Source organism: Clostridium sp. DFI.1.208 (genome assembly GCF_024463855.1).
Taxonomy (GTDB): domain Bacteria; phylum Bacillota_I; class Bacilli_A; order Erysipelotrichales; family Erysipelotrichaceae; genus Clostridium_AQ.
This window is the reverse complement of the sequence record NZ_JANGCA010000020.1, coordinates 1-14,930: the sequence shown is the minus strand read 5'-3', so window position 1 is coordinate 14,930 and position 14,930 is coordinate 1. Positions and strand designations below refer to the sequence as shown.

The window sequence follows — 14,930 nt, the reverse complement described above, 5'->3', positions numbered from 1 at the left end:
AAAGCCTAAAAAGTCAAAAGCCTAAAAGGGCAAAAACCTAAAAAAGGAAACAGCCAAAAAAAGGAAAAAGTTTTAAAAGGGATTGACATACGGAAGTCTGGTGCAGTATACTTGTTTCATAAGTTAGATTAAGATTACTTAATGTGCAGAGGAACTCCCTCTGTTTCTTATTGGGATTATAGTTAGACTAATCTAACATAAAGGAGGGAACATTGTGTCGTTTGTTGAACTGATTGCATACTATGCAGCACCGACATTGGAGGGTATGAAGCCTTCTTGCCTGTTCAGCTGCAGAGATAGTGAAGTTGGAAATGTAGAAGAACTTGTTCTGGCATATAACCGCTGTCTGAATCCAAAACGGATTTATCTTCAGATTATGAAGCATTCACCGGATTTCAAGCTGATCCTCGTATATCGCAAGGATCTTCTGGATATGCATCTGTGTCAGGAGGATATACAGCAGTTTCTGTCTGCTTTCGGATACGGCTTTGTGACGACCAGACAGGCGCTTTATCATCTGCAGGAACATATGTGCAAGGAATGCTTTCCTCATGAAATCGGTGTCTTTCTCGGATATCCGCTGGATGATGTTGTGTCGTTTATACAGAACAACGGAAAAAATTATCAGGAAATCGGATACTGGAAGATTTATCACAATCTCTCCCGTGCGAGAAAAACAACGGCACGCTTTCTGCAGAGCATGGAATGTACTCTGGAAAAACTGCAGGAAGGCATTCCTCTGGAACAGCTGATAACAGCTTAGGAAAGGATGGAATTACATGAATATTCTTATCGCATACTGGTCAGGAACCGGTAATACAGAGGCTATGGCAAATGCTGTTGCACAGGGCGTTGAAAAGGCAGGAAAGCATGCTGATGTCGTTCATGTCGCAGATCAGCCGGATGTATCCGCATATGATTACATTATCTTCGGATGTCCTGCTATGGGCGCGGAGGTACTGGAGGAGTCAGAATTTGAACCCTTCTTCATGCAGGCAGAAGGAAATCTGATGAACAAAAAGGTTGCGCTGTTTGGCTCCTACGGATGGGGCAGCGGTGAATGGATGCAGAGCTGGGAGGAACGTGTGGAAGCAGCCGGAGCCAATCTGTTTGAAAACGGACTGATTATTAATTACACACCGGATGCTGCCGGCCTGGATGCCTGTGAGTCCTTGGGAGAACGCTTCGCCAATGCATAAAAACGCGTGCAGATCATTCGATCTGCATTTCGTTGTTTTAGAAAGCCTTCGATAAAATCGTTTCTTTACACTTATCTTCGGGCATATTCCTTGACAGTCGAAAACTGAAAGGGCATACAAGGAAAAAACTGGTTGACAGACATGTTAACCTGTGCTAATATTTTGGTGTGAAAGGTTAGCGTTCGCTAACAAAGGAGGTTGACATATGGTACTGACAGCTGCACCGATTGGAAAAAACTTTCAAATCGCAAAGGTGAATGGTAAGGATGAGGTTCGCAGTCATCTGGCGGCACTTGGTTTTGTAGAGGGTGCTGACGTAAGCGTGGTGAATGAGCTGAGCGGCAATGTCATCATCCACGTAAAGGATACACGGATTGCATTGGATAAGAGCCTGTCCAACCGCATTCATGTGAAATAGGAGGGAAATGAGTATGACATTAAAGGAAGTAAAACCCGGAAACAGCGTCACAATCCGCAGACTAAATTCTACCGGACCGGTTAAGAAAAAGCTGATGGACATGGGACTTACCAAAAACACGGAAGTGTATATCCGCAAGGTTGCTCCGCTGGGAGATCCAATCGAGCTTACCGTGCGCGGTTATGAACTGAGTATCCGTAAGGCGGATGCGGCACTAATCGACGTGGAATAACATGTATTTTTTTTGAAGATTGAGTTAGGTTAAACTAACAGAGGAGGGAGATTATGTACAGAATCGCATTGGCTGGAAATCCAAACTGTGGAAAGACAACGATGTTCAATGCACTGACGCTCAGTAATCAGTATGTAGGTAACTGGCCGGGTGTAACCGTAGAGAAAAAAGAAGGGAAGCTGAAGGGTCACAAAGATATCGTGATTACTGACCTTCCGGGTATCTATTCCCTGTCACCGTATTCTCTGGATGAAGTGGTGGCAAGAAACTATCTGGTGGAAGAACAGCCGGATTTGATTATCAATATTATCGACGCAACAAATCTGGAGAGGAATCTGTATCTGACAACACAGCTGCAGGAAACGGGTATTCCGGTTGTTGCGGCACTGAATATGATGGATTTGATTCAGCAGAATAAAACAGAAATCGATACAGGCAAGCTGTCTGATCTGTTAAATATCCCGGTTGTGGAAGTATCCGCATTGAAAAACCGCGGACTGGATGAACTGATTCAGAAAGCAGTCGGTATGCTCAATAGCAAAAACACTGCCTTTACCAATATTTATGAAGGACTGCTGAAGGATTGTCTGCTGAACATAGCTGATTTGAGTGCTGTGCAGGCAAAGGGAGCCAGCAGCTTCTGGTATGCGGTAAAATATCTGGAAAATGATGAGAAAATTTTGACATCTGCACCGCTGAACAGTACAGACAGCAACATCGTAAACGCCTTGCGCAAGGAGCTGGAGGACAGCTATGACGATGATGCGGAAAGCATTATCACAAATGAACGCTATGCATACATTGCTAAGCTCATGAAGCAAACCTATGTGAAAAAACACAGTGGTATGAGTGTATCTGATCGTATAGATCATGTTGTTACCAATCGCTGGCTCGCACTGCCGATCTTCGCTGTGGTGATGTATCTGGTATACTATGTATCCGTAACAACGGTTGGTACGTACGTTACGGACTGGACGAATGATGTGCTGTTTGGAGATGTCATTCCTCCTGCCGTGACTTCCTTTCTGGAAGGCATCGGAACCGCAGGCTGGCTGGTTTCTCTGCTTGTCGATGGTATCATTGCCGGTATCGGTGCAGTTCTCGGCTTTGTTCCGCAGATGCTGGTGCTCTTCCTGTTTCTGGCAATTCTGGAAGACTGCGGCTATATGGCACGTATTGCCTTTATCATGGACCGTATCTTCCGCAAATTTGGATTATCCGGTAAATCCTTCATTCCGATGCTGATCGGGACCGGCTGCGGTGTGCCTGGAATTATGGCAAGCCGTACGATTGAAAGTGAAAAGGATCGACGTATGACGATCATGACAACGACCTTCATTCCATGCAGCGCCAAGCTTCCTATTATTGCACTGATTGCCGGGGCACTGTTCCACGGAGCAAGCTGGGTGGCACCGAGCGCATATTTTGTAGGCATCGCTGCTATCATAATGTCCGGTATTATTTTGAAGAAAACACGTATGTTTGCAGGGGATCCTTCGCCGTTTGTCATGGAGCTTCCTGCCTACCACGTTCCAAAGGCTTTGAATGTTCTTCGCAGCATGTGGGAGCGCGGCACAAGCTTTATCAAAAAAGCGGGAAGCATTATCCTGCTCTCTACGATCTTTATCTGGTTTACTTCCAACTTCGGCTTCGTGAACGGAAGCTTCACCATGCTGGAAGAAACGCAGCTGAACGAAAGCTTCCTGGCAAATCTGGGTTCTGCAATTTCACCGCTGTTTGCACCGCTGGGCTGGGGAGACTGGCAGGCATCCGTTGCCGCAATTACCGGTCTGGTCGCAAAGGAAAATGTCGTGGCTACCTTTGGTATCCTGTACGGCTTTGCCGAAGTGGCAGAGGATGGATCGGAAATCTGGGGAACGCTGGCAGCAAGCTTCACGGTTGCTGCAGCGTACTCCTTCCTGGTTTTCAATCTGCTGTGCGCACCATGCTTTGCTGCAATCGGTGCGATCAAGCGTGAAATGAACAATGCGAAATGGACGATTTTCGCTGTCGCTTATCAGTGTGTATTCGCCTATGTGATCGCCTTTATGATATTCCAGTTCGCAACCTTCTTTACAACCGGCGTATTCGGTATCGGTACGATCATCGCTCTGCTTTTCCTGCTGGTTATGCTGTATCTGCTATTCCGTCCGGAATCTAAAAAACAGGTGCAGCTTGAAAAAGTAAATATCAATGCCTGACACCAAGAAAGAGAGGGTTGATGAAGGATGGCTACCATTATCATTTCGTTACTTTTGCTGCTGCTGATCATCCTTGCACTGCGTTCGATTCGCAAAGAGGAATCCTGCAGTGGGGGATGCAGCGGCTGTTCAAAAGGCTGTAAAAGCGGACAAGCTCTGTATGAGGCCTATCAGCAGGGAGAAAAGCAGAAGGTATGATATAGAAATCATATCGCTGCTGTCTTCGCATTCGCGGCTTTCAATCGTATTGAAAAGGGGAATCCGAGCTGCTGTTGCTGCATATCACAGCATTGGATTTCCCTGTTTTTATAGCATCGTCACCGCATGAGAACCGTACCCTGTATGAGTATGCTATCCTTTCCTGCATGCACCAAAAGCCATGCGCCAAAAGGGTATGTGAAAGCAGTGGGACAGTGTGATGGATCCATTGCCGGGGTGCTCATCATTGGAAAACGGCAATGGTGTACAAGAAGACATGGCCATCGCATAGGCAGGTGTCAGGATATGCTTCTAGTGTGTGCAGCTTCTCTTGAAAGCTGGGTGCTAAAGCGCGCAGCTTTGATGGCTATATACAAGAAATAATGAAAAAAAGAATTGACAGTAAGCGATACCAATGATATTATTTACCCGTAAAAAGTGAATACTTCGTGGTGTGTTACTGTTATCAAGAACAGGCATTAACTATTTGAGAAGATGGATTACCGAGTAAAGGCGGAGTCTATCCAATCGAAGAGTGATGCCTGTTTTTTTGCATTGCGAGGGATTCAAAAAAAGAAAGGTAGGAGAAAAAATGGTAGGAATTATTCTTGCAAGTCACGGTGATTTTGCGAAAGGCATTCTGCAATCCGGGGAAATGATTTTCGGAACGCAGCCCAATGTAAAAGCAGTAACACTGCAGCCAAGTGAAGGACCGGATGACATTCGCGCAAAAATGGAAGAAGCAATCACTACATTCGAGAATCCTGAGCAGGTCCTGTTCATGGTAGACCTCTGGGGCGGTACACCGTTCAATCAGACCAGTGGACTGATCAACGGTCATGAAGACACATGGGCTGTCGTTACAGGATTGAATCTGCCGATGCTGATTGAAGCATTTGCATCCAGAATGTCAATGGAATCAGCACAGGAGATTGCCGCACATGTATATGGGGTAGCAAAGGAAGGTGTTCGATTACTTCCGGAGGCATTGGAGCCTGCACAGGAAAAACAGGCAGCTGAGCCGGTGACGCCGCAGGGAGCGATTCCTGAGGGAACCGTAATCGGAGACGGACATATCAAATATGTGCTGGCACGTATTGATTCCCGTCTGTTGCATGGACAGGTAGCTACAGCATGGACAAAAACCGTTAAGCCAACGCGTATCATCGTTGTGTCTGACGGTGTGGCTAAGGATGAGCTGCGAAAAAACCTGATTGAACAGGCGGCTCCTCCGGGTGTGAAGGCCAACGTTGTTCCGGTTGATAAAATGATTCAGGTCGCAAAGGACCCGCGCTTTGGAAATACAAAAGCGATGCTGCTGTTTGAAACACCGCAGGATGCGCTTCGTGCCATTGAAGGCGGTGTTGATGTGAAGGAGCTGAATATTGGCTCCATGGCACATTCCGTCGGAAAGATTGCAGTGAGCAAGGTGCTGTCTCTTGGTAAGGACGATGTCAAAACCTTTGAAAAGCTGAAAGCAAAGGGAATCCAGTTTGATGTGCGCAAGGTACCAAACGATTCCAAAGAAAACATGGACGATATTATAAAGAAAGCCAAAGCAGAGCTGGCTTAAGGAACAGGAGGAGATCATAATGTCAATTATTACAATTTTACTAATCGTTATCGTTGCTCTTCTGGCTGGTATGGAAGGGGTCCTGGATGAATTTCAGTTCCATCAGCCACTGGTAGCATGTACACTGATCGGTATCGTGAGCGGTCATATGAAGGAAGGTATCATTTTGGGAGGCTCCCTGCAGATGATGGCACTGGGCTGGGCAAACGTAGGAGCAGCGATTGCTCCGGATGCTGCACTGGCTTCTGTTGCATCGGCGATCATCATGGTATTGGGATTGCAGGGTGGAGCAACCGATGTAAATAACGCGATTTCTACATCGATTGCTGTTGCCGTACCGCTGTCCGTAGCAGGTCTGTTTTTAACGATGATCTGTCGTACCATTGCAATTCCGATGGTTCACTTTATGGATGCCGCTGCTGAAAAGGGAAATATTCGCATGATGGAGGTATGGCAGGTTCTTGCTATCCTGCTGCAGGGTGTACGTATCGCGATTCCTGCTGCTGCCCTGTGCGTCGTATCTCCGGGTGTTGTTACCGATGTATTGAATCAGATGCCATCCTGGCTGTCCGGTGGTATGGCAGTCGGTGGAGGCATGGTTGCCGCAGTAGGGTATGCCATGGTTATCAACATGATGGCAACAAAGGAAACCTGGCCGTTCTTCGCTCTGGGCTTTGTGTTAGCTGCGCTGAACCAGCTGACGCTGATCGCACTGGGTGTAATCGGTGTTGTCATTGCACTGATTTATCTGGGACTGAAGGAGCACGGTGGTTCCAATAACGGCGGAGGAAGCAGTAATACCGGTGATCCGCTTGGCGATATATTGAATGATTATTGATCTTGAAGGAGGAAGAAAACATGGAGAAAATTACATTATCGAAAAAAGATCGTTTGTCAGTTGCATGGCGTCATCAGTTCCTTCAGGGTTCCTGGAATTATGAACGTATGCAGAATGGCGGCTGGTGTTATTCCATCATCCCTGCCATTAAAAAGCTGTATCCGAATAAGGATGACCAGATTGCCGCATTGAAGCGTCATATGGAATTCTATAATACACATCCTTATGTGTCTGCACCGGTTATGGGTGTTACGCTGGCACTTGAAGAGGAGCGTGCCAACGGTGTATCTGTGGATGATGCGGCAATACAGGGTGTCAAGGTCGGCATGATGGGACCGCTGGCAGGTGTCGGAGATCCAGTATTCTGGTTTACACTGCGTCCGATTCTGGGAGCGCTTGGTGCATCCTTGGCATTGTCCGGAAACATCATCGGACCACTGCTGTTCTTTGTGGCATGGAATGTGATCCGCTGGGCCTTTATCTGGTATACACAGGAGTTCGGCTATAAGGTGGGAACCTCTATTGTAAAGGATCTTTCCGGTGGTCTGCTTGGCAAAATAACAAGCGGAGCATCCATTCTGGGTATGTTTATCATCGGATCCCTTGTACAGCGCTGGGTAAGCATTTCCTTTACACCGGTTGTATCTACGGTTACACAGTCAAAGGGAGCGTTCATTGACTGGAATAATCTATCCAGCGGTATTGACGGTGTACGTGAGGCTATCACGCAGTACGATGCACTGGGAAGCACCGGCTTAAATGTGGAAAAGGTGACAACCCTGCAGCAGAATCTGGATCAGCTGATTCCGGGACTGGCCGCATTGCTGCTGACGCTATTGTGCTGCTGGCTGTTAAAGAAAAAGGTATCACCGATCATCATTATCATAGCTTTATTCATCGTAGGTATTCTGGCACGTCTTGGCGGCGTGATGTAGAAGCCGTAAAAAAAAGGTTGCATTGCTTCGCAGCAGAGGAGGAAATCAGATATGGTACAGTCAAGAAACACAACGGTGGATTATACAGTCAAGGGTATTTCCTATATGGGATTATCAGCCTATGGAAAGATCATGGTAGGGGATCGGGCCTTCGAGTTTTATAATGATCGCAACGTTAAGGATTATATTCAGATTCCCTGGGACGAGGTGGATACCATCGTTGCTTCTGTATTGTTCAAAGGCAGAAAGATTTCGCGTTTTGCAATCATGACAAAAAGCAGCGGTACATTCTCCTTCTCCTCCCGCGACAACAAAGTCCTGCTGCGTGCGGTCGCAAATTATATAGATGGAGAGCGGATGGTGCGTTCCCTGAGCTTCCTTGATGTTATCAAACGAAGTATCAAACGCATCATCCACAGAAAAAAAGAGGATCCGGCATCCTGTTGATACAGCGTGCTTACAAAGAGGGTTTCAACAGAAATGTTGACTCCCTTTTTCAGCATATGGGTGCATGTGAATAGTAAAGAAATACAGGCACAATATGGAAATCGAATGTTGTTTTTTCCTTTACAATATCTTCCAAAATTGGTACCATATTATATATGGTTTAGTTGTAAGGAGAAAGGAGTGTATGAATTCGCTGTACGGGCGACTCATACAGAACATATATGAAAGATCGCATGCTCAATGTTCTGCAGCGGGTGGGAAGAAGCTTTATGCTGCCGATTGCCATACTTCCGGTTGCAGGTCTGCTGCTGGGAATCGGGGAATCACTCAGCAATCCCAACATGATCGCTGCTTATGGATTGCAATGGCTTTTGGGTGAAGGAACCTTCTTCTATATGATATTCAAGGTGATGAGCAATGCCGGTAATATCGTATTTACGAATCTGCCTCTGATTTTCGCTATGGGGGTGGCACTTGGTATGGCGAAGAAGGAAAAAGAGGTCGCAGTTCTTGCATCCGCAATCAGCTTCTTCATCATGCATACCTCCATCGCTACCATGCTGGAGCTTACGGATATCGCGGCAACGCTTCCGGATGGCTCTGTAACGTCGGTGACCGGTATCACCTCTTTACAGATGGGGATGTTTGGCGGTGTCATTGTAGGTCTTGGTACAGCTGCGCTGCATAATCATTTCTACAAAATTCAGCTGCCGCGTATTTTGAGCTTCTTCGGAGGAACGCGCTTTGTGCCCATCATCTGTTCCATCGTCTATCTGCTGGTCGGCATTCTGATGTTCTATATCTGGCCGATTTTACAGGAGGGGATTTATATGCTCGGGGATATCGTGCAACGCTCCGGGTATTATGGAACCTTTCTTTACGGGGTGATCGAGCGCGCACTGATTCCCTTCGGGCTACATCATGTCTTTTATCTTCCGTTCTGGCAAACGGCAGTTGGCGGTACGATGGAAATTGCGGGAGTCAGTGTGCAGGGAGCACAAAATATCTTCTTTGCCCAGCTGGCGGACCCCAATACCGTACACTTCAGTGTAGAGGCAACGCGCTTCATGTCTGGTAAATTTCCGCTGATGATTTTCGGCCTTCCCGCAGCTGCCCTTGCCATGTATCGCTGTGCGCCGCCTGACAAACAAAAAATTGCCGGAGGATTGCTGATTTCCGCTGCGCTTACCAGTATGCTGACCGGAATCACCGAGCCGTTGGAGTATACCTTTCTGTTTGCGGCACCGCTGCTTTATGGCATACACTGTGTACTGGCAGGCTGTGCATTTATGCTCATGCATATGCTGCAGGTCGGTGTTGGCTTAACCTTTTCCGGAGGGTTGATCGATCTGTTTTTGTTTGGAATTCTTCAGGGAAATGCAAAGACCAACTGGATGATGATTGTAGTCGTCGGCGTTTTCTACTTTATGATTTATTATGTGCTGTTCACCTTCCTGATCAAACGGCTTGATTTCAAGACACCGGGTAGGGAAAGCGAATCACAGGAAATAAATGTCAGCGAGAGGCTTGCTGTGGTGGAGAAAGCGGATGAGGGACAGCATTCAGAAAAGAAAGAAAATGATGCGGATGCTTTGTCCTCTTTGATCTGTGCAGGACTTGGCGGAAAGGACAATATTATAAGTCTGGACTGCTGTGCGACAAGACTTCATGTGACGATGAAGGATCCAATGCAGATGGATGATATACTGCTGCAGGCAAGCGGAGCTGCCGGTATCTATAAGAAAAGCCGCGGTTTACAGATTATTTATGGTCCCCGTGTGACGATTATAAAATCGGATTTAGAGGATTATCTGTTACGTCTGGCTGGTAAGGAAGAAACGTATTAGGAAACAAAGATTTAGGAAAGGGGGACATTTATGTATACCGTTGTAAAAACATTAAACAACAACAGTGTACTGGTACAGGATGCATCCGGTGTATCTATGATATTTCTGGGGAAGGGGATCGGCTTCGGAAAGAAAAACGGAGATTCCATCACCCCCGGTGCGGGAGTGGAGCTGTATCGGTTCACGGAAACAAATGATCATGGGGATGCTATGGAAATCATACAGGAGGTCAACCCAATCTTTATTGAGGTCGCAGGCAGAATTTTGCAGCTTGCGCAGGCTAAATTTCACGAGGTTGATAAAAACATCTTGCTGCCGCTGGCAGATCATATCGCTTTTTCCATTGAGCGTATGAAGGCGAATATGGATATTTCCAATCCCTTCGCCAGTGAAATCGCTCTGCTTTACCGGGAGGAATATGAAGTCGCCTTGCAGGGGAAGGCAATCATCGAGGAAATGTGTGGCTATACGATCAATGAAGGAGAAATTGGCTATATTACGCTGCACGTGCATTCCGCAAGAGGGGAAGACAAGGTTTCAGAGGCGATGCAGACAGCGGTCATCATACGCGACAGTATCGAAGAGGTGGAGCGGGATTATGGAATTTCAATCGATACCAATTCCATGTCCTATACTCGTTTGATGAATCATATGAAGTTTCTGATGCTGCGGCTGCAGTCGGATGAGGAGCTGCAGATGGATGTCGGTGATTATGTATCAAAGCAGTTTCCCTATGCCTATAAAACGGCACAGAAAATCTGTGAGGAGCTGCGCAAGGTCTATCATAAGGATATTCCGGAAACAGAAATCGGATATCTTGCCCTGCACATCGAGCGGGTTCGTACCAGTGAAATGAAAAAGCTGGAGGAACGCTTTGCTACATAGCATATGTAGGCTGGGCGTTTCTTTTAAGTTTGCGGGCGATTGCTTTGCAGATATGATATAATAATGGCAATAAAAGGAGCAAAGGGTATGGATGAGATGATGAGTGAAACAGATTTTGATGCAAGGCTGAATGCACTATGGGAACGCTTTTCCACGCTGCACAATCACGCCAATACTGATGTGCAGGAAGCGCTGCATAATTTATTGACGCATCCTAAGGAGGAGCTGGATGATGCTTCGTATATGAAGCTCATGTATATGAAGGGACTTTGCTATGAGGAGCAGGGAAATAAAAATGCGGCACGCTATTGTGCCATGCGAATGCATGCAATACAGGAATGTATGCACAATCCCAGAAAAAAACGTCCCCGCTTTTTGGATATACAGGGATATGTATGCAGTGATGCAATGAATGTATTTATTGAGCGGTACACAGCGTTTCTCAAGGATACCTACAAGGGCATCAACCGTCGTTTGCTTATGATCGTAGGTATATTATTTCTGGCTGTCTTTCTCGTTTTAACGCTGTTCCTCAAAATTTATTTCATCATCGCGGCGTTGGAGACAATTATGCTGGGCATGCTGACCTATCTGCTGCAGAAGCGAAGAATGCCGGATATCTTTCAGAAAAACCAGCTGAATGCAATAGAAAAATATGTTGAACCGGAGGTTCTGGAATTTGACCGCCCTATCCGTTTTTCATAATCAGAAGTGCAGCACAGATTGTCTCTGCTGTGCTTTTTTTATCGGTCAAGCAGATCGCAATCCTGGCGGGTCGTCCGTATATTCTATGTAGAAAACGGCAGGAAAGACAATCCTCCCGTTATCGTTTTGTGAATTTCATCCTACAGCTTATTGCGCTCGTTAACAATGGCATCCCAGGTTGCCTTTCCAATGACACCGTCGATGTTTAAGTCATATAAATACTGGAATTGCTGCACCATGGTGGTTGTTCTTGGACCATACATGCCGTCTACCGGTATCGGACGCAAGCATTTATTGACAGCGGCAATCTCATTCAGATATTCCTGCATTTTAAAGACGGAAATTCCCTGCGCACCAGAGCTGAGATAGTAAGAGCTGCTTGCGACAGGAATATTGGTGACAATCTGTAGATCACGAAGCTTGTTTACAATGGAATCCCAGGTATCGTTGCCAATTTCACCATCAATCGGAAGGTTTGCATAGCGCTGCCATTCCCGTACGGCCTGCTCCGTTCTGGTACCATATACACCATCCTGCAGATTACGGGTATTGATGAACCCCTTTTCCTGCATCATATTCAAATATGCCTGCTGTTTGTTTACACCAATCCCGATGCTTCCCGGTTTTAATGCGGCTGTTGAAATCATCATGTAACATCTCCTTTCCCTACAGTATATGGGAAAACGGGGAAACGCCCTATATACTAGCCCATCTCCCGATCTTTTCACAACATAAATTTTAATGAAAATGCCCTGAAACTAAAAGATGAAATTTTTTTCAAAAAATTTACAGAAAAGTGTTGCATTCTTTTTGCATCCGTGTATAATAGTGTTATATTAACAACTGAGAACAGAAGTAGTACATCTGAAATGCTGCAAAGAGAGCCTGCATACTGGTGAAAGCGGGAGAGTAAAACAGGATGGAACGTGTCTGGGAGTTGAATTGTCGAGCGCTGTGGCAGGAGGCAATTCCGTGTTACCTGACGTTACAGGCGTAAGCGTCGTCCGTTATAGAAACGGACGGAACTAAGGTGGTACCGCGAGCAATCGTCCTTTGATTTTTTGAAGGGCGATTTTATTTTTATAGAGAGGAAGGAGATTTTATGAATTTTGATATTACAGTAATCGAAAGGTTCTGGCAGCTGCTGTTAAGTGGTGTGCCGGTTATTCTCGGATTGTCGCTGGCTTCCGCATTCTTCGGAACGCTGATTGGTCTGGCGACTGTATTTCTGAGAAGGGTGAACAAGGTGTTTAACGCAATCATTGCGGCATATATCGATCTGTTTCGTGGAACACCGGTATATGTGCAGATGTTTTTCATCTATTTCGGTATTCCCAGCCTTGTCCCGGGGCTTAATATTAACAACTGGGTTGCGGGAATTCTGGTATTCTCCCTGAATTCCGGTGCCTATATGTCAGAAATTATGCGTGCCGGTATTGATGGTATTGATAAGGGGCAGATTGAGGCAGCGAAGGCATTGGGAGTATCCGGTAAAGATATTGGGAAAGATATTATTATCCCTCAGGCGTTTCGTAATGTACTGCCGGCGGTTATCAATGAATTTATCACACTGACCAAGGAAACCTCCATCGTATCTGTGATTGGTCTGCATGATATGATGTACTGGTTCTATGCGGTTAAGAATCAGACCTATGCGGATTTTGAACCGCTGCTGATTGTGTTCCTTGTGTATTATATTATGAATAAGGTATTGTCTCTTATCGGTAAGACAATAGAAAGGAAGCTGAAATATGATTAGGGTAGAGCATTTATATAAGAATTACGGTGACAGTGTAAAGGTTCTCTTCGATGTCAATTTCACCTTCGAGGATGGAAAAACCTATGCGATTATTGGTAGTAGCGGCGGAGGTAAGTCAACCTTTATTCGCTGTCTGAATATGCTGGAGATACCGACCAGCGGGGATATATTTTACAATGAAACAAAAATCAATGATCCGAAAACAGATTTGGCACGTGTCCGTGAAAAAATCGGGATGGTTTTCCAGAATTTCAATTTGTTTGATCACATGAAAGCCATTGACAACGTTACGTATGCACTTCGCAAGGTAAAAAAGATGAATGCGGAGGAAGCAAGTGCGAAGGGGCTCTCCCTTTTGGATAAGGTTGGCTTACGACATCGTGCCGACGCTTATCCGCATCAGCTGTCCGGTGGTGAAAAACAGCGATGTGCGATTGCCAGAGCATTGGCTATGGAGCCGGAGGTTCTGTTGTTCGATGAGCCGACCAGCGCGCTGGACCCGGAAATGACCGGTGAGGTGCTGAAGGTTCTTCAGGATTTGAACCATACCGGTATTACGATGATCGTTGTTACACATGAGATGAACTTTGCCAAAAAGGTTGCGGATTATGTCATCTATATGGATCAGGGAAATATCGAGGAATGCAGTAAGGCAGTGGAATTCTTTGAAGAGCCGAAAACGGCAAGGGCAAAGGAATTTCTGTCAAAAATGATATAGAAAAGGAAAGAGAGGAAATAGAACATGAAAAAGTTACTGACTGGGTTACTGGCTGTTGTTATGATGGCTGGACTTGCGGGCTGCGGCAGCAAGGATGATGGAGCAGGAGAGGGAAGCGATACGGCGAAGAAGGAGCTGACCGTATATACGAATTCCGGCTATAAGCCATATGAAATGGTGGATGAAAAAGGAAATCTGTACGGGTTTGATATCGACGTTATGAATGAGGCTGCTAAGCTTGCAGGCTATACCGTAAAATGGGAGGATGTCGACTTTGACGGTATTGTACCTTCTGTAAAGCAGGGGAAAGCGGATATCGGTATTGCGGGAATCACATATACCGAGGAACGTGCAAAGCAGGTGGATTTCTCTGATGTATACTATGCAGGAGAGGACGCACAGAACTATGTGCTGACAATGAAGAGCAGCGGTATGAAAAAAACAGAGGATATTAAGGGAAAGAAAATCGGTACGCAGATGGGTACCATTCAGGAATCCATTCTGAATTCTCTGCAGGATGAATATAAGCTGAAGCTGGACAAGAGAAAGGCTTATTCTGATATGGTTTTGGAAATGAAAAAGGGTGTCATTGATGCGATGGTCGTTGAAAAAGCAGTAGCAGAGGAGCTTGCGGCAGATAACGATGATTTGAGCTATTACAAATTTGAAGCTGGTGCTGAGCTTGCGGGGAATGCAATGATTTTCCAGAAGGACAACAAATTGAAGGATGAATTCAACAAAGCCATCAAAACGATGAAGGAAAACGGAAAGATGGATGAGCTGGTAAAGAAATATTTTGGTAAATAAAAAAATATAAAAATGCAGACGAAAGTAGAATCGTCTGCATTTCAGACTGTTGACAAAGTGACTGTCGACAGTCTTTTTAAAATCTGATAGAATATCTGTGGCAGAAACGTACTTCATAAACCCAAAAATAGTCGACGTTTCTGCCATTTATTATGCCAAAAATGATAT

At 45.7% G+C, this 14,930-nt stretch carries 17 protein-coding genes and 1 other annotated feature; of the genes, 16 read left to right on the top strand and 1 reads right to left on the bottom strand.

From position 1 onward, the window contains the following. The first annotated feature begins 214 nt into the window (after positions 1 to 214). The 13 genes from NE665_RS11750 (at position 215) to NE665_RS11690 (ending at position 11,478) form a co-directional block, all read left to right on the top strand. The gene (locus NE665_RS11750; protein WP_117444119.1) at positions 215 to 763 is read left to right on the top strand and encodes a DUF3793 family protein; all 549 of its coding nucleotides are present in this window, start codon (positions 215 to 217) and stop codon (positions 761 to 763) included. Positions 764 to 779: 16 nt separating this feature from the next. Beyond that, positions 780 to 1,199 (top strand): flavodoxin, encoded by a 420-nt coding sequence (locus NE665_RS11745; protein ID WP_117444118.1) that lies wholly within the window; start codon positions 780 to 782, stop codon positions 1,197 to 1,199. Between the two features lie 205 nt (positions 1,200 to 1,404). Beyond that, positions 1,405 to 1,617, top strand: coding sequence for a FeoA family protein (locus tag NE665_RS11740; RefSeq protein ID WP_002610528.1), 213 nt, complete (start codon positions 1,405 to 1,407; stop codon positions 1,615 to 1,617). A gap of 13 nt (positions 1,618 to 1,630) precedes the next feature. Then, a complete protein-coding gene (locus NE665_RS11735; RefSeq protein WP_044903390.1) occupies positions 1,631 to 1,849 on the top strand; it encodes a ferrous iron transport protein A in 219 nt (72 codons plus the stop codon). Between the two features lie 53 nt (positions 1,850 to 1,902). Next, the gene (feoB, locus tag NE665_RS11730) at positions 1,903 to 4,050 is read left to right on the top strand and encodes a ferrous iron transport protein B (RefSeq protein WP_117444117.1); all 2,148 of its coding nucleotides are present in this window, start codon (positions 1,903 to 1,905) and stop codon (positions 4,048 to 4,050) included. A 27-nt stretch (positions 4,051 to 4,077) separates the two neighbouring features. Beyond that, positions 4,078 to 4,248, top strand: coding sequence for a FeoB-associated Cys-rich membrane protein (locus NE665_RS11725; protein ID WP_009270983.1), 171 nt, complete (start codon positions 4,078 to 4,080; stop codon positions 4,246 to 4,248). 592 nt (positions 4,249 to 4,840) lie between these two features. Beyond that, positions 4,841 to 5,821 (top strand): mannose/fructose/sorbose PTS transporter subunit IIA, encoded by a 981-nt coding sequence (locus tag NE665_RS11720; RefSeq protein WP_008817516.1) that lies wholly within the window; start codon positions 4,841 to 4,843, stop codon positions 5,819 to 5,821. Positions 5,822 to 5,834: 13 nt separating this feature from the next. Next, positions 5,835 to 6,659 carry a PTS mannose/fructose/sorbose transporter subunit IIC gene (locus NE665_RS11715; RefSeq protein WP_318250631.1) on the top strand — a complete coding sequence of 275 codons (825 nt, stop codon included), beginning with the start codon at positions 5,835 to 5,837 and terminating at the stop codon, positions 6,657 to 6,659. Between the two features lie 20 nt (positions 6,660 to 6,679). After that, entirely contained in the window at positions 6,680 to 7,594 is a 915-nt protein-coding gene (locus NE665_RS11710) for a PTS system mannose/fructose/sorbose family transporter subunit IID (RefSeq protein ID WP_009587571.1), read from the top strand. A gap of 51 nt (positions 7,595 to 7,645) precedes the next feature. Continuing rightward, positions 7,646 to 8,041 (top strand): DUF956 family protein, encoded by a 396-nt coding sequence (locus NE665_RS11705; RefSeq protein ID WP_117444115.1) that lies wholly within the window; start codon positions 7,646 to 7,648, stop codon positions 8,039 to 8,041. A 221-nt stretch (positions 8,042 to 8,262) separates the two neighbouring features. Further along, positions 8,263 to 9,888: a PTS transporter subunit EIIC gene (locus NE665_RS11700; RefSeq protein WP_117444113.1), complete on the top strand. Its 1,626-nt coding sequence runs from the start codon at positions 8,263 to 8,265 to the stop codon at positions 9,886 to 9,888. 30 nt (positions 9,889 to 9,918) lie between these two features. Next, a complete protein-coding gene (locus NE665_RS11695) occupies positions 9,919 to 10,773 on the top strand; it encodes a PRD domain-containing protein (protein WP_117444112.1) in 855 nt (284 codons plus the stop codon). Between the two features lie 87 nt (positions 10,774 to 10,860). Beyond that, positions 10,861 to 11,478: a hypothetical protein gene (locus NE665_RS11690; protein ID WP_117444111.1), complete on the top strand. Its 618-nt coding sequence runs from the start codon at positions 10,861 to 10,863 to the stop codon at positions 11,476 to 11,478. 140 nt (positions 11,479 to 11,618) lie between these two features. Here the strand turns inward: NE665_RS11690 and NE665_RS11685 are convergent, their stop codons facing one another. Beyond that, positions 11,619 to 12,128 (bottom strand): peptidoglycan-binding protein, encoded by a 510-nt coding sequence (locus NE665_RS11685; RefSeq protein ID WP_002610548.1) that lies wholly within the window; start codon positions 12,126 to 12,128, stop codon positions 11,619 to 11,621. 186 nt (positions 12,129 to 12,314) lie between these two features. Next, positions 12,315 to 12,535: a binding site (T-box leader), on the top strand. Between the two features lie 45 nt (positions 12,536 to 12,580). On the opposite strand from NE665_RS11685, the gene NE665_RS11680 reads away from it, so the two are divergent. From NE665_RS11680 to NE665_RS11670, 3 genes are read left to right on the top strand one after another with little or no spacing between them, the layout of a single operon-like run. Further along, positions 12,581 to 13,237 carry an amino acid ABC transporter permease gene (locus tag NE665_RS11680; RefSeq protein ID WP_117444110.1) on the top strand — a complete coding sequence of 219 codons (657 nt, stop codon included), beginning with the start codon at positions 12,581 to 12,583 and terminating at the stop codon, positions 13,235 to 13,237. Further along, positions 13,230 to 13,955: an amino acid ABC transporter ATP-binding protein gene (locus NE665_RS11675; RefSeq protein ID WP_117444109.1), complete on the top strand. Its 726-nt coding sequence runs from the start codon at positions 13,230 to 13,232 to the stop codon at positions 13,953 to 13,955. Before NE665_RS11680 ends, NE665_RS11675 begins: the two co-directional genes overlap by 8 nt. Positions 13,956 to 13,979: 24 nt before the next feature. Then, complete coding sequence (locus NE665_RS11670; protein WP_117444108.1) at positions 13,980 to 14,762, top strand: transporter substrate-binding domain-containing protein; 783 nt, start codon at positions 13,980 to 13,982, stop codon at positions 14,760 to 14,762. Positions 14,763 to 14,930: the final 168 nt, after the last annotated feature.